Source organism: Elioraea tepidiphila DSM 17972, assembly GCF_000378465.1.
GTDB classification, from domain to species: domain Bacteria; phylum Pseudomonadota; class Alphaproteobacteria; order Acetobacterales; family Acetobacteraceae; genus Elioraea; species Elioraea tepidiphila.
The window spans coordinates 64784-87876 of the sequence record NZ_KB899910.1; the positions used below are offsets into that span (position 1 = coordinate 64784).

A 23093-nucleotide genomic window follows, 5' to 3' on the forward strand; every position below is an offset into this window, starting at 1 on the left:
GAGAGCACGCGCGACCGGGGGACCCGGCCGTCACGGCACGGCGCGCCCTAGCTGCCGATGTTGACGATGTGCACCCGGCGGTTGCGCGGCTCGTTGACGTTGTCGCCGGTCGGCACCGCGAGCTGCGTCTGGCCGAGCCCGATCGTCTCGAGCCTGGTACGGCTGATGCCGAACTGCTGCACCAGATAGTCGCGCACCGCCTGCGCCCGCCGCTCCGACAGAACCATGTTGTAGTCGGGGTTGCCGGTGGTGTCGGTGTGCCCCTCGATGCGGAAGCGATAGGGGCTGAGATCGGCGCTGGTGAGCGCGCGGCCGAGCTCGTCGAGCACCCGGCGCGCCTGCGGGGTGAGGTCGGCCGAGTTCACCGCGAACAGCACGCTGAGCGAGATCGACGGCGCCTCGGCGGCCGACGGGACCGGGCCGGACGGGACCGGCGCCCCGGGGGCGATCGGCGCGACGGGGGCCGCCTGCTGCGTCGGCGCGGGCGTGGCGGGCGTGCTTGGCGCGGCTGGTGCGACCGGCCGCAGATCGCCGGTGGCGGGTGCCGCCGCCGGCGCGGTGGCGGGTGCCGGTGTGGCCTGCGGCGCCACCGGGCGGATGCCGCGCGTGGCCGGCTGCGCCTGGCCCGGGCGCGGGCGCAGGGCGTCGATGATGTCGGTGGCGGTGGGGTCACGGGGCTGGGCCATCGCGGGGCCCTGGGCGAGCAGGAGGGCGAGGCTCGCGGCCCCGGCCACGGCGCCCACCGCGGCGATGATCGTGCGACGCATCTCTCTTCCTCCCCCTGGGACTGGTCGGATCCGGATTGCGCAAGCAGTCTAACCCATTGACCGGGATGGTTCCACGCCGCGCGCCATCCTGGCCTTTCAGGCGATCGCGAGCTTGCGCCAGAGCGGCAGGCGGTCCTGGATCACCTTGGCGGCGGTCGCGGCGACGCGGCTGCGCGCCTCGTCCGGCGGCAGTTCAACGCCGTTCTCGATCACCGCCTCGCCGCGCCGGCGCACCTCGCCGACGATCCAGTCCGCCACCATGCCGGCCTCGGGCGCGCAGCCGCTGACCAGCGCGGCGTGCACCTGCATCTCGGGCGCTTGCGCGCCGATGCCATTGCCGAGGCGCGGGCTCGGCAGCGCGAGCGTGGTCGACATCTCACCGAAGGCGAAGCGGCGCGCGAGGGCCACCGCCCAGCGCCGCCCCGGTTCGGAGGGGCCCGCCTCGGGGAACGGCACGTACAGCGCCTGGTTGGAGATCAGCAGCATCGCCACGATCTCGGCCGCCGAGGTCGGATGCCCGGCCTGGCTGGTCAGCATCGCGAGCTCGCCCACGCTGCGCGGCCGCTCGGCGAGTGCGGCGAAGATCGGCCCATAGGCCGCCTCCGACATGGTCGCCTTGCCGGCCGGCACATCGACCTGGAAGATCGGCTCCTCGCCCGGCCGGCTGCCGATCAGCATCGCGCCGGCAAGCAGGCTGCTGCGCGCCGCGTTGGTGAGCCTGCGCGGGCCGCGCACGAAGATGTCGTGGCGGAAGATCCGCTCCAGGCAGAGATCGCGCGCGGTCTCCCGTGCCGCCTGGCCCGGCAGCCGGTCCAGCAGCGCGCGCTGGGTGGCATCGAGGCAGAGATCGGCGAAGTTCTCGGCCAGGTCGCCCGAGGCGGCGTAGGTGAGCTTCGCCTCGCCGAGTTCGGCCGCGACCTCGTTGTGGAACATCGGCCGCCAGTTCTCGTTCAGGTACTCGTGCGCGAGATAGACCGACGGCATGGTGCGCGACCGTTCCAGCACGCGCTGCACCATCGGCGAGCGCCTCAAATGCGGCGCGCCCGCCGCGTTCAGCTCGCGCGCGAGTTCGAGCGCGGCCTCGATGCGCTGGTCGCTGCGCCCGGGCAGTCCGGCCGCCACCTCGGCGAGGAAGCGGCGCAGCCCGAACATGTCCTGCCAGCCCGGCAGGGCGTTGTAGCCGACATGCACCACGCCGCCTGGCTTCACCTGCCGGGCGAGGAACCGCACGATCGCCGCGCGCGTCTCGTCCGACACCCAGGCCCAGACGCCGTGCATGCTGACGCAGTCGAACAGCGGCATGTCGGCGGGCGGCGCGGCGGCGAGCTCGGCGAAATCGGCCTCCAGATAGGTGAGGTTGGGCAGCCCGGCCTCCTCGGCGAGCGCGCGCGCGGTGGCGATCTGGCCCGGGCTGAAATCGACGCCATAGACCCGCGCGCGGGGGTTGGCCGCCGCGATCGCGCCAGCGGTGATGCCCATGCCGCAGCCGAGATCGCAGTAGGCGAAGTCGTGCCGCGCCATCGCGTGCTCGACCCCGGCGATGGTGAGGGCGAGGCCCAGATGCGCCGGCGCCTGCGGGGGGAAGAACCACGGCAGGTAGTCGATGTCGGAAACGTAGCCGCCACTCCAGCCGGTCATGCCCCCGCCCTTCGCTCCCCTGCCCCGCCGCGCCGCGCCGCGCGCGCCAGCGCCTCGACCGCCTCGGCCCGGAACACCGCCTCGCCGGCCGGGCGCGGATCGTCGCGCACACCCAACCAGGTGGTCCAGCCCAGCCGCGGCGGCGGGCCTTCCCCGCCCAGCACCAGCCTCGGCACGGCCTCCGGCTTCAGCCGGGGATTGACCGCGAAGCCGATGGTCGGGCCGACATAGCCCCGCACGAGATGGACGAGATCGTTGAGCAGCCGCCCGCCCGGCAGCAGCGAGGCGAAGGTGGCGGCATCCAGCGGGCCGAGTTCGAGCAGGAACCGTGCCTGCGGATTCCAGGCATGGGTGCCGATCGCCGCATCCACGCCGAGCCGGCCATGGGCGCCGGGCAGGAAGCCGGGCCCCGGCAGGCGGCTCTGCTCGGAGGGCGGCACGGCGAGCCAGGCGCCGACGAACTGGCGCACCCGCACGGGCCGGCCCAGCAGATCCGAGACCATCGCCTCGATCCGGGCCGCCGAGGGCGGGGCCTGGGCGAACAGGCCGCCATAGAACACCGGCACCTCGTCCGGCACCGACAGGCGGCCCGCGACGCCCCGTGTGCCGAGCCCGATCACCGCCTTGAGCGCCGCCGTCACCGGATCGACCCGGTCGGGCGGCGTCGCCTCGGCGAGCCGCGTGTGGCGGTACTTCACGCCGGCGCGCGCATAGAGCGAGAGCAGCCGGTGCGTGAACAGGTCGAGCAGGTCGGCGAGTGCCACGCTGCGCGCACGGCTCGCCGCGATCGCGAGCTCGGTGTAGTGGCGCGGCAGGATGCCGCCCGGTCCGACAAGGCCGAGGAAGCTCACCGCGAGGCGCGGCGGCGCGCCCTCCTCGCCCGGCCGGTAGGAGGCGATCTCGGCGGCGGGAAAGGCGAGCGAGAGCACTCCGGCGAGGCGAGCGACCTCGCGGTTCGGCTCCGCATCGCCGCCGAGCGGGGCGCGCGCCTCGAAGCGGCGATCGCGCGCGGCATCGCGCCGTGCGGCCGCTTCCAGCACGCGCAGCGCATCGACGAGCGCGAAGCGCTCGGGCTCGCGCGCGAGCCGCTCGACTACAGGAGCGGCTCGGCGCCGGCGCGTGGTGGCCATGTGCGGATCACGCCCGGCCGCCCGGCGAAGGCGGCGGTGAGGCGGACGAAGCTGTTGACGCTCGCATGGAGCGCGAGGAAGCGCTCGATCACCGAGGCGAACAGGTAGGCACCCTGGGCGAAGGCGCGCGGATCGAGGGTGAGGCGCACGTCGAGCCCGCTGACGAAGGCCCCCATGCGCCCGCCCGGCGCGCGCGCCACGCCAGGTTCAGCGGTGACCGAGACGATCCCCTCGATCACCGCGCGCGTCTCGGCGAGTTCGCGCAGGTCATAGAGGCGCAGGATCTCGCGCAGCGCCTCCGCTCCCTCGGCCCCGCCGGTGACGGAGAGGTGGTTCAGCGCCAGGTGCGAGACGAGCGCCCATTGCCCGCCCTCGCGCGCGGTGCGCCGCAGCGTCGGCGTCGGCGCGGTCAGCATCGCCATCGTCGAGACCCCGCCCAGCCCCTCGACCGCGGTCAGCCGCGGCCGCCCGCCGCCGAACGGCAAGGCCGAGGGCAGGTCGCGGTTGCAGCAGATGGCATCGACCGAGAGGGTGGAATCGCCCGGCTTGGCGGGATCGAACACCGGATCCGCGAGCGCGACGTACACGTCGGTGCCCTGCAAGGGCGGCGTCGCCGACCGGCGCACAACCTGGTAGCGCGGCGCGGCCGCATCCACGCCCTCGGGCGCGGACGGGTCGAGCCGGTAGAACGGCCGCCAGACGCGCGGCGGGCTGCCGGGGCGGCTCTCGCGCACCGCCTCGACCGACCACACCTCGAGCGCGCTGGGGCGCCGCGCATCCGGAACGATCCGGAGCTCCGCCGAGGTTCCGTCCAGCGCCAGCGGGTCGCAGCGCTGCGGGAACAGGTTAACCACCGGCGCGCAGCCCAGCGCCAGCGCCTCCGGCCCGACCAGCCGTTCGAGCTCGGGCAGCGCGCGGTCGAGATAGAGGAAGATCTCCAGCCGGTTGCCGCCCGAGACGAGCGTCTTGCCGGCAAGCCCGCCGAGCTCGACGAACAGGAACTTCTCGGGGAAGGCGAAGTACTCCGTCAGCAGGCGGAATCCGGCGAAACCGCGCGCGGGCCAGGGCAGCAGCGCCTCCTCGGGCGCGAAGCCGATCTCGCGCACCGCACTGCGCGGCAGGATCACCGGATCGGGATCGTTCGGGCTGTCCGCGAGCGCGACCGAGACGGTGTTGTTCACCATCAGCTCGTGCAGCGGCAGCGCGACCTGCGGCACGCCGCGCAGGAAGAAGCGCAGCTCGTCGATGCCGAGCTTGGCGAAGCTCATGTCGGCCGCAAGGCAGGTGAGCCCGATGCGGATGCTGCCCACCGCGCCGCGCGCCTGCGGATTGGGCGGCGCCTGCAGGGGCAGGCCCGAGAGCCGCACCGTGTCGATCGTGATCGGCGCGAGATTGACGGGATAGATCGTGCGGAAGCGGCAGCGCTCGCCGCCGATCGGCTCGGTGTCGAGGCTGGTGCCGGCGGGCACGGTGTAGGGCGCGGTCGCGGAGGGCAGGCCGGTGAACTGCACGATCGCCGCCGACGGCACGGGTGCCAGATAGTGGGGATAGAGCACGCCGAGCAGCGCGTCGGTGAGCTCGGGATACTCGTCGTCGAGCTTGTGGCGCACCCGCGCGGTGAGATAGGCGAAGGATTCGATCAGCCGCGCGACATGCGGATCGTCGATCGCGTCGGGCGAGAGCCTGAGCCGCCCGGCGATCTTCGGGTGCGCAGCCGCGAACTCGGCCGCGAGCCGGCGCACATAGGCAAGCTCGCGGTTGTAGTAGGGAAGGATGTCGTCGATGTCAGACAGCGTCCGAACCCTGCACGCGGAAGGCCATGGCGGCGGCGTCGAAGGCAGTGTCGAAGGTGACGTGCTCGGGCTCGGGATCGGCGATCATCAGCGCATCGATGCGCAGCCGGAGCGTGCGGTCGAGATCGTCCTGCGGCTTGGCGAGCGAGACCTTGACGTTGCGCAGCCTGGGTTCGAAGGCGCGGATCGCCGTTTCGGTCGCGCGCCGGAACGCCTCGCGCCGCTCCTCGGCGGCGAAATAGCCGGCGGTGAAGTCGGGCACGCCGAAATTGATCGGCGAGAGCGCGAGTTCGGCGAGCTCCGGCGCCCAGGAGCGCCAGCGCTGACGCGCGTTCAGCAGCGCCTCGAGGTCGCGCCGCGCGGCGCGGCGCAGCGCGGCGAGCGTCTCCGCCGGCGAGGGCGGACGATCCTGCGGCCGGTCGGGATCGTCATCGAGCAGCCGGTCCAGCACCGAAAGCTGGACGCGTGCCGCGCGCTCGCCAGGCCTCAGCATCGCGGGCGCAGCATCGTCACCGGCTCATTCCGCAACGCGACGCTTCATGAGGGTGCGCCGAACGCGAGCGTGCCGAGTTCCATGATGCCATGGCCCTCGTCGCCCACCAGGAAGACGCGCTGGCCGAGGCCGCGGGTCGGCGCGCCGTCGCCGCCGACCCAGTCGGTCGCGCGGCCGAGCCGGATCGGATCGGGCTGGCTCGCGGCATCGGCGACGTAGATCGCCGGGATGTAGACCTCGCCGTCGGGACCGTCGCGTACCGACATGGTGGTGCGGCGCCAGAACAGGTCGCGCGGCCGCTCGGGGGGGTGGAACTCCAGCGCGGCGACACGTTCGGTCGGCACCCAGAAGCACTTGCCGGTGGTGGTCAGCACCTCGAAGAAGCCGGAGCAGAGATCGTCGGCGTCGCGGAAATCGGTGAAGGGCGCCGACCCGGCGAAACCGGCCGCGGGCGGGCGCGCCTCCTCGGCCTCGGCGAGCGCGCGCACCGCGCCGGCGGGGTCGCCCGCGCGAAGCTGGACGAGTGCCGCGAGCATGCGTTTCAGGTGCGGGCTCGGCTCGCCGAGGAACTCGGGCAGGCGGCCCTCGGTCCAGATCTGCCGGCGCGCCTGCTCGGCGCGGACGAGCTGGCGGAACGCCGCCCCCTGGAGCGCCAGCGCCGGCTCCATGGTGGTGAGCGCATCCATCAGCGTGTCGGCGCGCTCCAGGTTGCCCTGGAACAGCAGCAGCTCCGCGAGCAGCATGCGCGGCGCCGGATCCGCGGGCGCCTTGCGCACCGCCGCGTTCGCCGCCGCCACCGCGTCGTCGAGCCTGCCGGCGCGGAACAGCGCGCCCGGGGAGGTCGGATCGGCCGTCTGGCCAGTCGGGTCGGTCATGCCGCGCTCCTCGCCGGTACTTCAGTAACAAGTCGGAAGGTTGCCGCAACGTCATCGAGCTGGAACTGCGGCTGGAGATGGATGGTGCAGCCGTACTGGCCCGGCTTGCCGGGCAGCTCGCTCACCTGCACCTGGGCGGCGGCCAGGGGATAGCGCGCCATCATCTCCGCGCCCGCGCGCGCATTCGCGTTCACGTAGTTGGCGAGCCAGTCGCGCAGCATCGCCTCGCAATCCTCGGCCGAGGCGTAGGAGCCGACCTTCTCGCGCCCGAGCATCTTCACGTAGTGCGCGAAGCGGCTGACGCAGAGCATGGTCGAGAGCTGCGCCGAGAGCCGCGCATTCGCGCTCGCCGCCGCGCCCCGTTCGCCCGTGTAGGCGCGCGCGACCTGGAGCGACCGGCAGGCGCCGAACGCCGCTTCCAGCGTATTGCGCAGCCAGGTGAGCGGGATGAAGCCGAGCTCCGAGAGGTCCTGGTCCTGCCGGTCGGTGAGCGCGATCTCGGTGGCGAAGCGCGGGCCGACCCCGGCGCGATCGGACGGGAAGCGCTCGACGGGCAGGTTGACGACCAGCCCGCCCCCGATCCGGTCGCGGTCGGTGCCCTTGACGTCGGCCGGCCAGCCATGCGCCGAGACGGCGCGCGCCACCACCGCGGCGAAGGCGTAGACCGCCCCGACCCAGGGCCGGTCCGACAGCCGGCCGCACGCCTCGGCATAGACGAAGCCGTCGGCCCGCGTGCCGTCATTGGCATGGGCCGTGCGCGCCAGCACGCGCGGCAGCACCACGCCGAGGAAGCGGGCATCCTCGCGGTCCTGGAGGCTGCGCCAGCGCGCGTAGTCCTGGGTGCGGAAGATCGAGGCAAGGTCGCGCACGCCGGACAGCTCGCCGAAATGCTCGACCCCGAACAGCGACGCATCGGCGTTCACCACGAAGGGCGCGAAGGCGGCCGCGGCGACGCCGGCCATGGCGGAGAGTGCCGCGACATCGTCGGTCGGGTAGTCGGGGCCCCGGCGATGGCGCACGTGATAGTCGCCGATCAAGAGGCCGAAGGGCTCGCCGCCCGGCGTGCCGAACTCGCCCTCGTAGACCTTGTCGAAGATGCGGCTCTGGTCGAACTCGATCGCGCGTTCGAGATCGCGCACCAGTTCGGCCCAGGGCAGGGTGATCACCTTCAGCTTCACCCGCGGCAGCGCCCCCGCCTCGGCGACCAGCCATTGCAGCCCGCGCCAGGACGCCTCCAGCGCGGCGAGGCGAGGATGGTGAAGGATGGCATCGACCTGATCGGCGAGCATCGCATCGAGCGCGGCGACATCGCGATCGAGGGCGAGCCGCAGCGCCTCGGGATCGTCGAGCAGCCGCGCGCCCTCCGCCTGGCCGAACCAGGCGGCGAGCGGCGGCACCTGGCCGGCCACGAACATGGCGAGCCGTTCGGCCGCGCCTTCGCCCGCGCGGCCGAACAGGGCTCCGGCCAGCACCGCATCGCGCAGCGGGGCGGCCGCACCGGTCTCTGAGCCGCCCTCCGTCACGACCCCGGTCCGGCCCCCGGGCTCAGGCCTTCTGCGGGATGCGCGCGACCATGCGCATGGAGGTGGTGAGCTCCTCCATCTGCAGCCACGGGCGCATGTACGCGACCGCGTTGTAGGCGCCCGGCTTGCCCGGAATCTCCTTCACCTCGACGCGGGCCTCGCGCAGCGGATAGCGCGCCTTCATCTCCGGCCCCGCATTCGGGTTGCCGTTGACGTAGTTGCTGATCCAGCGGTTCAGCCACGCCTCGCAGTCGGAGGCCTCCATGAACGAGCCGATCTTGTCGCGCGCCATCACCTTGAGGAAGTGCGCGAACCGGCTGGTCGCCATGATGTAGGGCAGGCGCGCCGAGATCGCGGCGTTCGCGGTCGCCTCCGGCCGGTCGTACTTCTTCGGCTTCTGCGTGGTCTGCGCGCCGAAGAACACCGCGTAGTCGGTGTTCTTGTAGTGGCAGAGCGGCAGGAAGCCGAGATTCGAGAGCTCGTTCTCGCGCCGGTCGGTGATGCCGATCTCGGTCGGGCACTTCGCGTCGGGGTCGCCGTCATCCGAGGTGAAGACGTGGGTCGGCAGGTTCTCGACCTTGCCGCCGCCCTCGGCGCCGCGGATCGCGGTGCAGAACCCGTACTTGGCGAAGGCGTCGGTGAGCCGCGCGCCCATCACATAGGCCGCGTTCATCCAGCAGTAGTCGTGATGGCCCATCGCCTGGGCGGCACCCGCCTCGTTGAACGGCGCCTCCTCGTAGCCGAACTCCTCGATCGGCTTGGTGTTCGCGCCGTAGGGCAGGCGCGCGAGCACGCGCGGCATGACGAGGGAGACGAAGCGGCTGTCCTCGGTGTCGCGGAACGAGCGCCACTTCATGTACTCGGCGGTCTCGAAGATCTTGGCGAGGTCGCGCGGCTTCGAGAGCTCGGTCCAGTCCGAGAAGCCGAAGAGCTGGGCGCTCGCCGCCGAGAGGAACGGCGCGAAGGAGGCCGCCGCGACGTTGCTGATCAGCCGCAGCGTCTCGATGTCGTCGGGGTGGTTCGTCCACTCGTAGTCGCCGATCAGCGCGCCATAGGGCTCGCCGCCCGGCGTGCCGAACTCGTTCTCGTAGATCTTCTTGAAGAGCTGGCTCTGGTCGAACTCGGTCGCCTTGGTCAGATCGCGGTTCAGCTCGCGCTTGGTCGCGTTCAGCACGCGGATCTTGAGGCTCGTTCCGGTCTCCGAGTTCATCACCAGGTAGTGCAGGCCGCGCCAGGTGCCTTCCAGCTTGGTGAAGGCGGGCTGATGCATGATCTCGGCGAGCTGGGCCGACATCTTGCGGTCGATCGCCTCGATCGCGCGGTTGAACGTGACCGTGAGGTTCTTGTTGAAGGTGACGGTGCCCTTCAACGCCTCCTCGGTCAGCGTCTTGATCAGCTCCTCGGCGCGGTCCTTCTCGGTCTGCTTGGTCGCGGCGATCGCCGCACCGAGCAGGCTCTCGGTCTCGACCGCTGCCGCGCCGGGTGCGCCGGCGGGAGCGCCTTGTGCCTCGGCCATCGGATCACTCCCCCTTCTTGTCGAGGCCGAGCTCGGCCGACAGGGTCTTCAGCTTCTCCTCGTTCTGCAGGACCTGCTCCAGCAGACCCTCCAGTTCCTCGGAACGATCCACCTTGCTCATGAGATCGCGCAGCTTGTTGCGCGTCTCCAGGAGCGCCTTCAGCGCCGGCACCTGCTCGACGATCCGACCGGGATCGAAGTCGTCGATGCTGTTGAACTTCAGGTTCACGGCCATCTGGCTGCCGTCATCGGCGAGCTTGTTGTCGACCTTCAGGTTCAGGCCGACATTCATCCGCGCCATGACGTCGTTGAAGTTGTCGCGGTCGATCTGGACGAACTTGCGCTCGCTCATCGGCCGCAGCGGCTGCGTCGGATCGCCCGAGAAATCACCCAGCACGCCGACGACGAAGGGCAGCTCGCGCTGGACCATCGCGCCTTCCGTCTCGACCTCGTAGGTGATGTGCACACGCGGCCGACGGACGCGCGTCAGCTTCTCGTGAACGCTCGCCATGCGCGCCTTTCCTCCTTCGACATGGACAAGATCGACGGGTGGCGGCGGGAGAGCCGCTCTGCACCCCGATACAAGCTTCACGATACGGCGCGCGCAACCGCCGGGTCAACACGATCCCGACGCGGACCGACCGCGGTGTGAGCCGCGTCACTCCGGCGGCGGCGGCGGACGAATCCCGAGCGCGGTGAGGAACGCCTGGCGCGCCGTCTCGTCCTGCAACGTCTCCTGCAACAGCTCGGGAAGCGTCATGCGCCCGCGCCGCACCGCCTCCTCCAGGGTATAGGAGAGCGGCGAGTGCGGCTCGACGCGGCGGAACCAGCGTGCCACGTCGTCGAGCAGCTTCAGCGCGTCCTCGCGGCTGGCGATCTCGCCCGGCCGGGCGGGGCCGCGCGCCGGCGCCCCGGCCGCGCTCACCGCGTCGCCCGCCGCCGCACCGGAGGCTGCTTCCGCGCCCGCCTCCGCGCCCTCGTCGGGTGCATTCGCACCTGCGAAGCGAAGCAGTGCGGCGAGCACGGCCTCGAGCAATCCGCGCACCGCCGAGGTCGGCGGCGCCGCCGCGCCCGCCTTCGTGTCGAGCGCCTCGCCCAGCGCCTGCCAGGCGGCGAGCGCGTCGCGCACGGCGGGGAGCAGCTCCGCCCAATGCGCGCGGGGCATCTGCGCCGCCCCCTTCTCGATCATGTCGAGCGAGAGCGCCCCGGCGGCGATGCGCGCCTGGCGCCGCTCGGGCTCAAGGCTCTGCAACGCGTCGGCCTGCTCGATCTGCCAGAGCGCGATCGGCGCGCCCTGGACGTCGCGGAACAACGCCACCTTGCGGATCGGCTGGGCCAGCGTGCCGTCGCCGCCGACCCCGTTCAGCCCGGCCACCCCCGCCACGGTCGTTTCCAGACCATCCTCATCGGGACGTGGATAGATCGTGTCCCAGAATGCATCCACGAGCCCGTGCATCACCTTGATGCCGGCCGCGAGGCCATCGAAGCCGTGATGACGCAGCAGCGCCTCGGTGTACCAGGACGCCACTTCGAGATCCTTGGACTGGCTCTCCAGCGCCTTGGCGGCGAGGTCCTCGATCGTGCGCCATTGCGGCGGCACGGCGGTCTCCTCGGGTGTCGCGTCCATCGCGCGTTCGGCCGCGCGTGCCTCGGCGCGCGCATCGCGCAGACGGTAGTAGGTGGAGCTTGGCGAGAAATCCTGCCGCAGATCCACCCCCGCCGGATTGTCGCCTTCGATCGGCTGAAGGAACCGTGCGAGGTCAAAACCGTCGAGCGCCACACCTGCCTCCCTGCATGCCGGCGCAAGGCCGCGCCGGGTGCCACGCCGGCGCTGGACAACCCGCCGGCGACAAACCTACTGTGACCCGCCCCAGGGCGAAACGGAAGCGGAGGGAACCACGTGGCGGCGATCGACCTCAAGGCCCTGGTGGGTCGCCTGAATGACTACTGCCGGCGGCAGTTGGAGGCGGCGGCGGGACTCACCCTCTCGCGCACCCATTACAACATCGAGATCGAGCACTGGCTGCTCAAGCTCGCCGACGCGGCCGACAGCGATCTCGGCTACATCTTCCGCAACTACGATGTCGATCCGGGCCGGTTCACCACCGACCTCACGCGCGTGCTCGACAAGCTGAAGACCGGCAACAGCCGCGCGCCGGCGATCTCGCCCAACGTGATCGAGCTGATGAAGCAGGCCTGGCTGCTCGCGAGCCTGGAGCAGAACGCCGGGCGGCTGCGCTCGGGCCATCTGCTGCTCGCGCTGCTGGTGGACGAGGATCTCGCCCGGCTCGCGCACGAGGCCTCGCCCCAGTTCGCCAAGATCAACTCGGCGATGCTGAAGCGCGACCTCGCCTCGATCACCAAGGACAGCGCCGAGGCCAAGACCGCGACCCAGATGGCGGAGGCCGGCGCCGCGCCCGGGCCCGACGGTGCGCCCTCGGCGCGTCCCGCCTCCACGGCGGCGCTCGATCAGTTCACGATCGACCTGACCGCGCGCGCCAAGGCCGGCAAGATCGACCCGATCCTCGGCCGCGACACCGAGATCCGCCAGGTGATCGACATCCTCACACGGCGGCGCCAGAACAACCCGATCCTCACCGGCGAGGCGGGCGTGGGCAAGACCGCCGTGGTCGAGGGTTTCGCCGACCGGATCGCCAAGGGCGACGTGCCGGATGCGCTCAAGGACGTCACGATCCGCACGCTCGATCTCGGCCTGCTGCAGGCCGGCGCCGGCGTGAAGGGCGAGTTCGAGAACCGGCTGAAATCGGTGATCGAGGAGGTGCGGGCCTCGCCCAAGCCGATCATCCTGTTCATCGACGAGGCGCATACGCTGATCGGCGCGGGCGGTTCGGCCGGCCAGGGCGATGCGGCGAACCTGCTCAAGCCCGCGCTCGCGCGCGGCGAACTGCGCACCATCGCCGCGACCACCTGGGCCGAGTACAAGAAGTACTTCGAGAAGGATGCCGCGCTGACCCGCCGCTTCCAGGTGGTGCGCGTCGAGGAGCCGAGCGAGCCCGTGGCGGTCGCGATGATCCGCGGCCTCGTCCACATCCTGGAGAAGCACCACAAGGTGCGCATCCTCGACGAGGCGGTCGAGGCGGCGGTGAAGCTCTCCGCGCGCTACATCCCCTCGCGCCAGAACCCCGACAAGGGCGTGTCGCTGATCGACACCGCCTGCGCGCGCGTGGCGATGAGCCAGGCCGCGATCCCCGCGCCGATCGAGGAGAAGCAGCGCCGGCTCGCGCTGATCGACACCGAGGTCGAGATTCTCGACCGAGAGATGGCGGCCGGCGCCGACCATGGCGCGCGCAAGGGCGAGCTGCTGGAGGAGCGCCAGAAGGTCGCCGAGGCGCTGAAGGCGCTGGAGGAGCGCTGGGAGCAGGAGAAGACGCTGGTCGCGGAGATGCAGGAGATCCGCGGCAAGATCGAGAGCAAGGAGGACACCGGCGACAAGGACGCGCTGCGCGCCAGCCTGACCGCGCTCAATGACCGGCTGCATGCGCTCCAGGGCGAGCATCCGCTCATCCACCCGGTGGTGGACAGCAACGCGATCGCCGAGATCGTCGAGTCCTGGACCGGCATCCCGGCCGGGCGGATGCAGTCGGACGAGATCCGCACCATCCTGACGCTGAAGGAGAAGATGGAGGAGCGGATCGTTGGCCAGCCGCAGGCGCTGGAGGCGATCGCCCAGGCGGTGCGCACCAGCCGGGCGAAACTCTCGGATCCGCGCAAGCCGCTCGGCGTGTTCCTGATGGTCGGCACCTCGGGCACGGGCAAGACCGAGACGGCGCTCACGCTCGCCGACCTGCTCTACGGCGGTGAGCAGAACCTCACCGTGATCAACATGAGCGAGTTCAAGGAGGAGCATAAGGTCTCGCTCCTGATGGGCTCACCGCCCGGCTATGTGGGCTACGGCGAGGGCGGCGTGCTGACCGAGGCGGTGCGCCGGCGCCCCTACTCGGTGGTGCTGCTGGACGAGATGGAGAAGGCGCACCCCGGCGTGCAGGACATCTTCTACCAGGTGTTCGACAAGGGGAACATGAAGGACGGCGAAGGCCGCGACATCGACTTCAAGAACACCATCATCATCATGACCTCCAATGCCGGCACCGACGCGATCGCCAAGCTCTGCGCCGATCCCGAGACGATGCCGGACGCCGCCGGCCTCGCCGAGGCGATCCGGCCGGACCTCTTGAAGGTGTTCAAGCCGGCCTTCCTCGGCCGGGTCACGATGGTGCCGTACTTCCCGCTGTCGGAGTCGGTGCTGCGCCAGATCGTGCTGCTGCAGCTCGGGCGCATCCGCAAGCGGCTGTTCGAGAACTACCGCGCGAGCTTCACCTGGGAGGACAGTCTCGTCGAGACCATCGCCGGGCGGTGCAAGCACAGCGAAACCGGCGCGCGCAACGTGGAGAACATCCTTTCGCGCACCATGCTGCCGGAGATGTCGGCGGAGATTCTGCAACGACTTGCGGAAGGGAAGACCATCGCAACCGCGCATGTCGGGCTGGATTCGGAGGGCGGGTTCCGTTACGCTATCAACTGATGGGTGACATGCCGGGACAACGCGCGACAGCCCCGTGGCGTTGACCGGCCAGAGCGCGCCGAGAAAGGAAGGATCTCATGGCCATCTACATGCACTATGAGGGGATCGAGGGGAACGTCACCGCCAAGGGCTACGAGAAGTGGATCGAAGTGAACTCGTTCCAGTTCGGTTCCGGCCGCGGCATCACGACGCCGACCGGCCGCGCGGCGAACCGTGAGTCCTCCGCCCCGTCGATCAGCGAGGTCGTGGTCACCAAGACGATGGACAAGGCCTCGCCCATGCTGTTCCAGGAGGGCTTGGTCGGCATGGACGGCAAGGTGGTGAAGGTCGTCATCACCCGCACCGGCAAGGAGATGGAGGAACTCTGCGCCTACAAGTTCGAGGATGTCCTGGTGTCGGGCTACTCCGTCTCCACGGGCGGGGACGCGCCGTCGGAGTCGCTGTCGCTCAACTTCGTGAAGTTCGAATACAACTACAAGGGCAGCGATGCCGCCGGCGCCAAGGGCGGGCCGGTCAAGGTCGCCTATGACATCGGCGCGGCCAAGACGATGTGACGCCACCGGCGGGCTCGGACGACGGTCCGGGCGTGGCGTGTCGCCGACAGGTCCGACTGGCATCGTGAAAGGGTTTCGGCTACGGTGATTGGGGACATCGGTGACGTTGCCCGGGCGGGTCGTTCGGGCCTCAGCAGCCGTACCGACAGCATGGACTGAGAGGGAAGGGTCTCATGGCCATCTACATGAAGTACGACGGGATCGACGGGAACGTCACCGCCAAGGGCTACGAGAAATGGATCGAGCTGAACTCGCTGCAGTTCGGCTCGGGGCGCGGCATCTCCACACCCACCGGCAGGGCGGCGAACCGGGAAGCCTCCGCTCCCTCGGTCAGCGAGGTCGTCGTCACCAAGCAGATGGACAAGGCCTCGCCACTGCTGTTCCAGGAGGGCCTCATCGGCATGGACGGCAAGGTGGTGAAGATCGTCATCACCCGCACCGGCAAGGAGATGGAGGAACTCTGCACCTACAAGTTCGAGGACACGCTGGTCGCGAGCTACTCCGTCTCCTCGGGTGGTGATGCGCCGATGGAATCGCTGTCGCTCAACTTCGTGAAGTTCGAATACAAGTACAAGGGGAGCGACGCCAAGGGCGCAGCCGGCGGAGCAATGACCGTCGCCTACGACATCGGCGCGGCCAAGACCATGTGAGACGCGCGATCCGCGCGACCGCCACGGGCCCGGCGCGCCACGCCGGGCCCGTTCCGTTTCTCGCCCAGCTTACGCGCAGCGCACCACCACCGCCGTGACATTGTCGGTGCTGCCGGCGGCCATCGCCAGCGCGATCAGCGAATCCGCGAGCCCCTGCCCCTCCCCGCCGGCGATCAGGGCCGCCGCGATCGCCGCATCGCCGAGATCCTTCGCCACACCGTCCGAGGTCAGGACGAACAGATCGCCCGACGCGACCTGCCCGGTGACCTTGTCGAGAGCGAGTTCGTCGTCGGCGCCGACCGCGCGCGTGACGACATTGGCATGCGGGTGGTGCGCCGCGCGCTCCTCCGAGAGCTGCCCGGAATCCACCAGCTCCTGCACCATCGAGTGGTCGCGCGTCAGCCGCGTCAGGTAGCCGTTGCGCCAGAGATAGCAGCGGCTGTCGCCGGCCCAGAGGCAGGCGAAATGCCCGCCGCGCACGAGCAGCGCGACCACGGTGGACGCGAGCATCGCCCCCGGTCCCCGCGCACGCGCCTCGTCGCGCAGGCCGGCATTGGCGGTCAGCAGCGCGTCGCGCGTGCGCGCCAGAAGCTCGCCCGAGGACAGGCCGACCGGCAGCCGCCGCAATTCCTCCACCACGCGCGCCGAGGCGATCTCGCCGCCGCCATGCCCGCCCGCCCCGTCGGCGACCGCCCACAGCCCGATCTCCGAGCGCAGCAGATAGGCGTCCTGGTTGCTGGGCCGTTTCGTTCCCGCGTGCGTCGCACCCCAGCCGCGACAGATCCCCGGTGCGCTCATGACGCCGCCGCCTCGCCCGCCGCGTCGGCGAGCATCTCGGCGAAGAAGGCCGGCGCCGGCAGGCCGCCGAGTTCCAGCCGCCGCGGCTGCACGCGCGGCGCGCCGAGCGTCTGCCAGACGCTGCCGCTGATGGCAGCCCCCTCCGGCGGAGCGCCGGCAGGCGCCAGGGCGGCAGCGAGACGCTCTGCGGTCCAGCCCTCCGTCACCGCATCGATCGCGATCGCCTCCAGCGCGTCGTGCCAGGGCGAGGCGCAGGGATCGGGTGGCGCGTCGGTCAAGGCCGCGAGCGTGATCGGGAAGTGCCGCCCGACCGCATCGACACTCGGAGCGAGCACGCCGGCCGCGCCGCGCGTTCCGCACAGCCCGGGGGCGAGCGCGAAGCGCCAGATCGGCGCCTCCAGGAATGCCGCGAGCCACGCCACGCCGAGCCGTGCGCGGCTCTCCTCCAGCCCCGCGCGCAGCCACGCGTCCCACGGGGCGACGAAGCCCTCGGGCAGCAATCGGCGAACGAAATCCCTCTGCTCCGGCAGCTTGCCGAACAGCCCCGCGGGCGAGGCCGCCCCGGCTATTGCAGGGCCGGGCACCGGAACTCCGAGAGCTCGCGCAGCGCGAACGGATTGAACACGCTGCCGGCGCGGACGACGTAGGTGACGCTGCGCTCGCCAACGCGGAAGGTCAGCGAGAACTCCTCGGGCACCCGGCCGCGTGCGACCTCGGCGCGGCTGAACAGGCGGAACAGCGCCCAGGGGCCGGACTCGTTGATCGTCCCCACGCCGTTCGCGGGCGGCGGATCGAGCACCAGGCGGACATTCGTCATCCGGTTCGGCCCGGGCCACATCACCTGGGTCGGGCGCGAGGGCCCGTGCGCGTAGGTGATCGTCACGCCGTCGAGGTCGAGCAGCGCCTGACGTGCGCCCTGGTCCATCGACACGGGCTGGATCTCGAACCGGATCTGCGGCTGCGGTCCGCCGGCGAAGAACACGTCGCGGATCACCGAGGCGCGGTAGAAGTTCATCAGATTGCCCTGGCTGATCGGCAGGGTGATGCCGTCCGAGGGCTGCAGGCGCCAGGGCCGCGCGCCGATGTCGACGAACGGGCGCAGATTGGTGTTGAAGAACCCGTCGATCAGCCCGCCCGGGGCGAACAGCCGCGCGAAATCGTCCATCGGCGTCTCGGCCTGCGCGCCGCGCACGAACGGGAAGCGGTTTGTAACGGCCGCGGTGCAGAGCGGGGCGACGCCGGCGGCGAGCGCGCCGGCCACCGCCTGCTGCACCCCACCCGCCCGCACCGCCGTGCCCGACTGCGCGACCGCGCGCAGCCAGGTGTTCACCGGCGGCGGCACGCGCGCGGCCTCGCCCTGGAGCTGCTGCGCCGGGTCGAGCCCCGCGGCCGGCGGCGGCGCGCCGGAAGGCGAGGCGGCGAGCCGGGCGAGCTGCTGGTAGAGCTCGTTCATGATGCGCAGCGTGTTGTCGATCGGCGCGCCCGGGCCGCTGCCGACATAGCTGCGCAGCGGCTCGAACTGCTCGTCGATCGCCGCACCGATCGGCTTCGGCGCCTCCCCGGGCGGTGCCGCCGCCCCGAACACCGCCTGGAGCCGCTGCGCCGCCGTGGTCGGTGCCGCCCCGGGCTGGGCGCCCGGCTGCGCCGGCGCGGCATCGGGATCCTGCGACAGCGTGAGCTGGCGCGCGATCGCGCGCAACAGATCGCGCATCGGCGATTGCGGTGCCGAGAGGATGTTCAGCGTGTCGATCGCCTGCGGCATCGCCCGGAACGGCACGATCGCGAGATCGTTCAGCAGCTCCTGCCACGCCTGCGCATAGGCCGGGTAGTAGTACTCGTCGAGGATCTGGCGTTGCAGCCGCGCGAGCGCGGCCTCGTCGAGCGCGACCTCGCTGCCGGGGCCAAGCACCCAGGACTCGGAGGCCACCTCGCGCGCGACCCGCGGCAGCGCGGGCAGCACCGCGCGGTGGAAACCCTGGACCGTGAACACGCCGGGCACGCCCTCGGTCAGCGGCTTGCCCGAGGCGCGGGTGAACACCCGCGCGCCAGCGGCACCGGCGGCCTGCGCCGGCGAGAACTCGGGAATGTTGGCGGAGGCGGCGATCGGGCGGAGCCGCGAATAGGCGCGGCCCGCCAGCGGCAGGCGCGAGAACACCCGCCGCGCCTCGTCGATCAGCGCCCCGTCGAGCGGATAGGCGGGCATGGGCGCGGCCAGCATGGCATCGAGATGCCGCGCAAGCCGCGCGCGCGAGTCCGCGTGCTGCGGGAAGGCCTGCTGCCAGTCGAGCGCCATCCAGTCGCGGATCAGCGCGCGGTCGAGCGGCCCCTGCTGACCGAGCATCAGGTACACACGCGTGGCTTCGTAGAGGAAGTCGGGGCGGTTCAGCGCGCCGCGCATCTGCGATTCCAGCCGCCAGAGCAGGCGCGGCAGCAGCACGCGGTCGAGCTGGCGGCGATAGACCGCGTTCGAGGCGGCGGCGAGCTTGTCCGCCTGGCCGAGCCCGAAGCCCGAGCCGCGCTCCTGGTCGTCGGGCCCGAAGGGCAGCGCGCGCGCGCGGTCGAGCAGCGGCAGCACCGCGAGCAGGTCCGCCTCCGCCACCGGATCCAACTGCACGCCCTGCGCGGCCTCCGCGAAGTCGCGCTGGGCCGCCTCCAGCCGCGCCACCTGCTCCTGGTTGGTGCGGTAGGCGTTGAACCACACGCCGCCCAGGCCGAGCACGGCAAGCCCCGCGAGCACCCAGGCGCCGATCGAGATCGCGCGCTTGCGCGCCTGCGCGCCGGGCTTGGACGAGACGAGCCCGGACTCGCCGAACACCACCTCGCGCAGCAGCCGGCCGAGGAAGTAGCTCCGCCCCTGCCCCGGCTGCGCGGCGGCGGCGCGCGCCACCGGCACGTTGAACAGCCGCGCCATCGCGCCGGTCAGCCGGTCGATCGGTGTGCCTTCCTGCGTGCCCGAGGTCAGATACACGCCGCGCAGGAACGGTGCGGGATCGAGACGGCTCTCGCCGAAGGCGGCGTCGAGGAACTCGGATGCCGGCCCCTCCATCGAGGCGAGCTGCGCCGGAAAGGCCGCCAGCGCCGCGCGCCGGTCGGGGCTGCGCTCGGTCTGGAGGCGGACGGGAATGCGCGCGTTGATGCGCTCCAGCAGGCTCGCGAAGGCGGCGCGGAACGGCTCGGCCCCCTTGGCGTCGCGCGGGAAGGTCTCGCCCCAGACCTGATCCCGCCCCTCCTTGTCGAGATCGTCGAAATGCTCGGTGAAGCCGGCGATGAGGTCGGCCTTGGTGAACAGCACATAGACCGGCAGGCGCACGCCGAGCCGCTCGTCGAGCTCCTTCAGCCGCGCGCGCACGGCGCGGGCATGCGCCAGCCGCTCCTCGCGCGAGAGGGTCGCGAGATCGGCCACGCTGATCGCCACCAGCGCGCCGTTCAGCGGGCTGTTCGGGCGGTTCTTGCGCAACAGGTCGAGGAAGGCCTGCCAGCCGGCCTTGTCCACCGCCGCGTCGCTGTCCTGCGTGGTGTAGCGCCCGGCCGTGTCGATCAGCACGGCCTGATCCGTGAACCACCAGTCGCAGAGCCGCGTGCCGCCGACGCCCGCGAGCCGCGCCCCGCCCATCCGGTCGGCGAGCGGGAAGTTGAGCCCGGCATTCATCAGCGCCGTCGTCTTGCCCGAGCCCGGCGGGCCGATGATCACATACCAGGGCAGTTCGTAGAGCGCGCCCGAGCCACGCGCCTTAGAGAGCAGCGTGAGCGCCTCGCTCAGCTTCGACTTCAGCGCCGCGACCTCGTCCGACACCGCCTCCGCGGTCGGATCGCCGGCGCCCGCCCCCTCGATCAGCGCGGCCTCGGCCTTCTTGCGCTTGCGCCAGGCGAGGAAGGTCCAGACCGCCCAGATCAGCACCAAGAGCGCGATGAGGATGAGCCGCACCATCTCGCTCTCGAGCGGCGCGACGCCGCCGATCGCCAGCAGCGGCCCGAACCACCAGATCAGCGTCGCGATCAGCCCGACGCCGATCAGGCTGACCCCCGCGCGCAGCCAGAGCTTGCCCGCGAGCGCCGCGAGTCCCGCGGGCGGCTTCACAGCGGACGCTCCATGCGCGGCATGATCAGCTCGATGCGCCGGTTCTGCTCGCGCCCCTCGGGGGTGGCGTTGTCGGCGATCGGCTCGGCATCCGCCCTGCCCTCGGAGCGCAGCCGGTTGGGATCGCCGATCGTGCGCGCGATCACCGCGCGGGCCGATTCCGCGCGCGCGGTCGAGAGGTGGTAGTTGGACGGGAAGCGCACGGTGCGGATCGGGATGGAGTCGGAATGTCCGACCACCAGCACGTCGCCCGGCTCCTCCTTCAGCGCGGTGCCGATGCGTTCCAGGATCGGCACGAAGCGCGGCGTCACATCGGCCTGGGCCGAGGCGAACATGCCCGAGGCCTTGATGCGGATGACGATGACCTGCGGCGAGGCGAGCACGGCCACCAGCCCCTCGCGGATCTCGGGGGCCAGGAAGGTCGCGATGCGCGTCGGCTGGTCCGGCCCGGCCTGCGGCGGCGGCGGAGGCGGCGGCGGGGGCGGCGGCGCGACGCGGGCGAGCGCCGGCTGGGTCAGCGGCGGCACCTGGAGCACGGAGGCGAACACCGCATCGGAGCGGCTGTTCAGCGAGAACGCGAAGAAGGCGTAGAGCCCGCCGAGCACCGCCGCGGCGAGCGCGCCGATCACCCAGAGCGGCACGGCGCGACCGGGCGGCCGCCACGCCGCTTCCAGCCCGCGCCAGCGCGGCGACAGGTCGCGGGGCGGCGGCTGGCGGTGCGCCATCACCACCGCGTAGAGGCTCTCGCGCACCCGCTCATGCTCGGCCGGTCCGCGCGGGCTCAGCCTATAGCGGCCCTGGAAGCCGAGGCTGAGGCAGAGATGCATCAGCTCCAGCACCTCCTTGTGCCGCCCGGGCTCCTTCTGCAGGTGCTCCAGCAAGGCGAAGAAGCGCTCGCCCGAGCCGGTCTCGCGATGGAAGGTCGCGATCAGGCTGGCGGTGGCCCAGGGGCTCTGGCTGCCCCAGGGCGTGTTCAGCACCACGTCGTCGAGCGTGGCGCAGAGCACGTAGTGGCCGGCACGGATCTGCTCGGCCGGCACGCCGGCGGCGCGCGCATCCGCCTCGAACTGGCGCAGGGCCGCGATCGCGCGCTCGCGCAGATCGCCCGCCTCGGGCGGACGCACGGTGTTGCGCAGCCGGCCGACGAGATCGAGCAGCGGCGCGGCGGCCGCGGCGAGCGGGTTGATGCCGGTGCGCGGGATCGCCTCCGCGCCACCCGCGGCGGGCGGGGTCGCGAGCGGCGGCAGCGGCGAGGGCTCGACCGGCGCGGCGGCCTGGCGCTGCTCGACGCGGGCGCGCCCGCCCGGCGCGGGACGGATCACCGTCCGGTCGTCGTCGCCTGGTTCGGCGAAGGGGTTGTCCTGTGACATCTGGCGCTCCTCAGCCCCGGATCGCCCAGAGCTCGAGCTTCAGGTTGGGGTAGTCGCCCGAGACATGGATCGCGAACCCGCCCGAGGTCTGCATCTGCTGCCAGTGCGGGCTGCCGCGATCGAGTTCGAAATAGACCGCGCCGGCGTAGAACGGGATCTGCCGCGGTGCCACGGGCAACGGCCGCACGGCGATGCCCGGCAGCGCGACATTGACGAGCTCGCGGATCTGCTCGACCGCGCCGATCTTCACCGTGTTGGGGAAGACGCGGCGGAGCTGCTCGGCCGGCATGTCGGCCTGCACCGAGAGCACGAACTGCGAGGCCTTGAGAATGTTCCGATCGACGATCGGCCCGACGCGCACGCCGAAGCGCCGCTCCTGCAACGGGATCGCGACCGCGGTCGTCTCCACCACCGCCGAGAGGCTCTTGCGCAGATCGGCGATCACGGGGGCGAAGCTGCGCTGGAGGTCCTCGTGGCGATAGGCGGGATAGGCCGGCGGGCGGCGCGTCGCCTCGGTGAAGGTGGCAAGCTCGCCGGCAAGCGAGGCGAGCGCGCGGTAGAGCGTCTCGGGGTGCACGGCGCCGGCCGCGGACCAGTGCGCGAGCAGCGGCTCGACGCGGTTGATGGTCTGGAGCAGCAGGAAGTCGGTGATCTCGGCCACGCCGCGCGCGCCCGGCTGGCCGAGCCGTGCGGCGATCGCCTCGGCGCGCTGGCGCAGCATGCCGGTCAGTTCGTTGATGAACCCCATCAGCGGCGCGACCGCGCTGCACACCAGCGCGGGCGCGATCCAGCGCTCGTCCAGGACGATCTTGCGGTCGGGCAGCACTTCCAGGATGCGCGCCACCGGCAGGCCGACGAAGCCGCCGCGGTCCTGGGTCTCGAGCAGGTAACTGAGACGCAGCCGCCCGACCTGCACCTCGGCGGCGGAGGCCGAGGCCGAGTGCGTGTCGAACGCCTCGTAGGCGGAGGGCGCGAAGCGCGCCGCCTTCGCCTCGGGCCCGTCGGCCGCGACCTCGATCGCGCCGGCCTGGCGCGTGGGGGCGGCGAGATAGACGAGGCAGTTGCGCACATTCTCGCCCGGCTCGATCGGCGGCGGATGCGCCGTCTCGTCGGGGATGGCGAAGGGGGTGCCGTCCTCCAGCACGCCGGACGCGGCGGCGAGGGCGAACCGCCCGGTGCCGAGCAGCTCGCGGTCGATCGTGAGCGTGACAACCCCCCAGGGGAACGGCGTGAGCGAGGCCGTCGCCGATCGCACGAGCGCCTCGACGAAGCGGTCCTGCTGCTGGAAGTGCTGCGCGCGCAGGAACATCCCCTCGCGCCAGACCACCTTGTTCTGCCAGAACATTCCGTCCCTTCCACCTGGGG

General features: G+C 71.7%; 18 protein-coding genes. 3 read left to right on the plus strand and 15 right to left on the minus strand.

Annotation, left to right across the window (positions count from 1 at the left end; translation table 11 throughout):
• Positions 1–47: 47 nt before the first annotated feature.
• The 10 genes from F563_RS0100220 to tssA form a co-directional block, all read right to left on the minus strand.
• Positions 48–767, minus strand: coding sequence for an OmpA family protein (locus F563_RS0100220; protein WP_019012615.1), 720 nt, complete (start codon positions 765–767; stop codon positions 48–50).
• Positions 768–863: 96 nt separating this feature from the next.
• Positions 864–2405: a class I SAM-dependent methyltransferase gene (locus F563_RS0100225; protein WP_019012616.1), complete on the minus strand. Its 1542-nt coding sequence runs from the start codon at positions 2403–2405 to the stop codon at positions 864–866.
• Complete coding sequence (tssG, locus tag F563_RS21015; protein ID WP_019012617.1) at positions 2402–3535, minus strand: type VI secretion system baseplate subunit TssG; 1134 nt, start codon at positions 3533–3535, stop codon at positions 2402–2404. The genes F563_RS0100225 and tssG overlap by 4 nt, the downstream gene beginning before the upstream one ends.
• Positions 3499–5277, minus strand: a complete 1779-nt coding sequence (gene tssF / locus F563_RS0100235) for a type VI secretion system baseplate subunit TssF (RefSeq protein ID WP_019012618.1) — start codon at positions 5275–5277, stop codon at positions 3499–3501. Before tssF ends, tssG begins: the two co-directional genes overlap by 37 nt.
• A 43-nt stretch (positions 5278–5320) precedes the next feature.
• Positions 5321–5821, minus strand: a complete 501-nt coding sequence (gene tssE, locus F563_RS0100240; RefSeq protein ID WP_019012619.1) for a type VI secretion system baseplate subunit TssE — start codon at positions 5819–5821, stop codon at positions 5321–5323.
• A gap of 44 nt (positions 5822–5865) precedes the next feature.
• Positions 5866–6696: a type VI secretion system accessory protein TagJ gene (locus tag F563_RS0100245; protein ID WP_019012620.1), complete on the minus strand. Its 831-nt coding sequence runs from the start codon at positions 6694–6696 to the stop codon at positions 5866–5868.
• Positions 6693–8219 (minus strand): type VI secretion system contractile sheath large subunit, encoded by a 1527-nt coding sequence (gene tssC / locus F563_RS0100250; RefSeq protein WP_019012621.1) that lies wholly within the window; start codon positions 8217–8219, stop codon positions 6693–6695. Before tssC (F563_RS0100250) ends, F563_RS0100245 begins: the two co-directional genes overlap by 4 nt.
• A 22-nt stretch (positions 8220–8241) precedes the next feature.
• Positions 8242–9735, minus strand: a complete 1494-nt coding sequence (gene tssC, locus F563_RS0100255; RefSeq protein WP_019012622.1) for a type VI secretion system contractile sheath large subunit — start codon at positions 9733–9735, stop codon at positions 8242–8244.
• Positions 9736–9739: 4 nt separating this feature from the next.
• Complete coding sequence (gene tssB, locus F563_RS0100260) at positions 9740–10246, minus strand: type VI secretion system contractile sheath small subunit (RefSeq protein ID WP_019012623.1); 507 nt, start codon at positions 10244–10246, stop codon at positions 9740–9742.
• 147 nt (positions 10247–10393) lie between these two features.
• Positions 10394–11515, minus strand: coding sequence for a type VI secretion system protein TssA (gene tssA / locus F563_RS0100265; protein WP_019012624.1), 1122 nt, complete (start codon positions 11513–11515; stop codon positions 10394–10396).
• Between the two features lie 120 nt (positions 11516–11635).
• Here tssA and tssH point away from each other — a divergent pair, with 120 nt between their 5' ends.
• The 3 genes from tssH to F563_RS0100280 all read left to right on the plus strand — a co-directional run bounded on the left by tssH (position 11636) and on the right by F563_RS0100280 (position 15482).
• Complete coding sequence (gene tssH, locus F563_RS0100270) at positions 11636–14278, plus strand: type VI secretion system ATPase TssH (protein ID WP_019012625.1); 2643 nt, start codon at positions 11636–11638, stop codon at positions 14276–14278.
• A gap of 77 nt (positions 14279–14355) precedes the next feature.
• Complete coding sequence (locus tag F563_RS0100275; RefSeq protein ID WP_019012626.1) at positions 14356–14832, plus strand: Hcp family type VI secretion system effector; 477 nt, start codon at positions 14356–14358, stop codon at positions 14830–14832.
• 173 nt (positions 14833–15005) lie between these two features.
• Positions 15006–15482, plus strand: coding sequence for an Hcp family type VI secretion system effector (locus F563_RS0100280; protein ID WP_019012627.1), 477 nt, complete (start codon positions 15006–15008; stop codon positions 15480–15482).
• A gap of 69 nt (positions 15483–15551) precedes the next feature.
• On the opposite strand, the gene F563_RS0100285 is transcribed toward F563_RS0100280, so the two are convergent.
• The 5 genes from F563_RS0100285 to tssK are packed head-to-tail and all read right to left on the minus strand — an operon-like array spanning position 15552 to position 23073.
• On the minus strand, positions 15552–16280 hold the full coding sequence (locus tag F563_RS0100285) for a PP2C family protein-serine/threonine phosphatase (protein ID WP_019012628.1): 729 nt from the start codon (positions 16278–16280) through the stop codon (positions 15552–15554).
• Positions 16277–16864 (minus strand): type VI secretion system-associated protein TagF, encoded by a 588-nt coding sequence (gene tagF, locus F563_RS0100290; RefSeq protein WP_084596335.1) that lies wholly within the window; start codon positions 16862–16864, stop codon positions 16277–16279. The genes F563_RS0100285 and tagF overlap by 4 nt, the downstream gene beginning before the upstream one ends.
• Positions 16846–20358 carry a type VI secretion system membrane subunit TssM gene (gene tssM, locus F563_RS0100295; protein ID WP_019012630.1) on the minus strand — a complete coding sequence of 1171 codons (3513 nt, stop codon included), beginning with the start codon at positions 20356–20358 and terminating at the stop codon, positions 16846–16848. The genes tagF and tssM overlap by 19 nt, the downstream gene beginning before the upstream one ends.
• Positions 20355–21728 (minus strand): type VI secretion system protein TssL, long form, encoded by a 1374-nt coding sequence (gene tssL, locus F563_RS0100300; protein ID WP_019012631.1) that lies wholly within the window; start codon positions 21726–21728, stop codon positions 20355–20357. The genes tssM and tssL overlap by 4 nt, the downstream gene beginning before the upstream one ends.
• A gap of 10 nt (positions 21729–21738) precedes the next feature.
• Complete coding sequence (gene tssK / locus F563_RS0100305) at positions 21739–23073, minus strand: type VI secretion system baseplate subunit TssK (protein ID WP_019012632.1); 1335 nt, start codon at positions 23071–23073, stop codon at positions 21739–21741.
• Between the last annotated feature and the right edge of the window lie 20 nt (positions 23074–23093).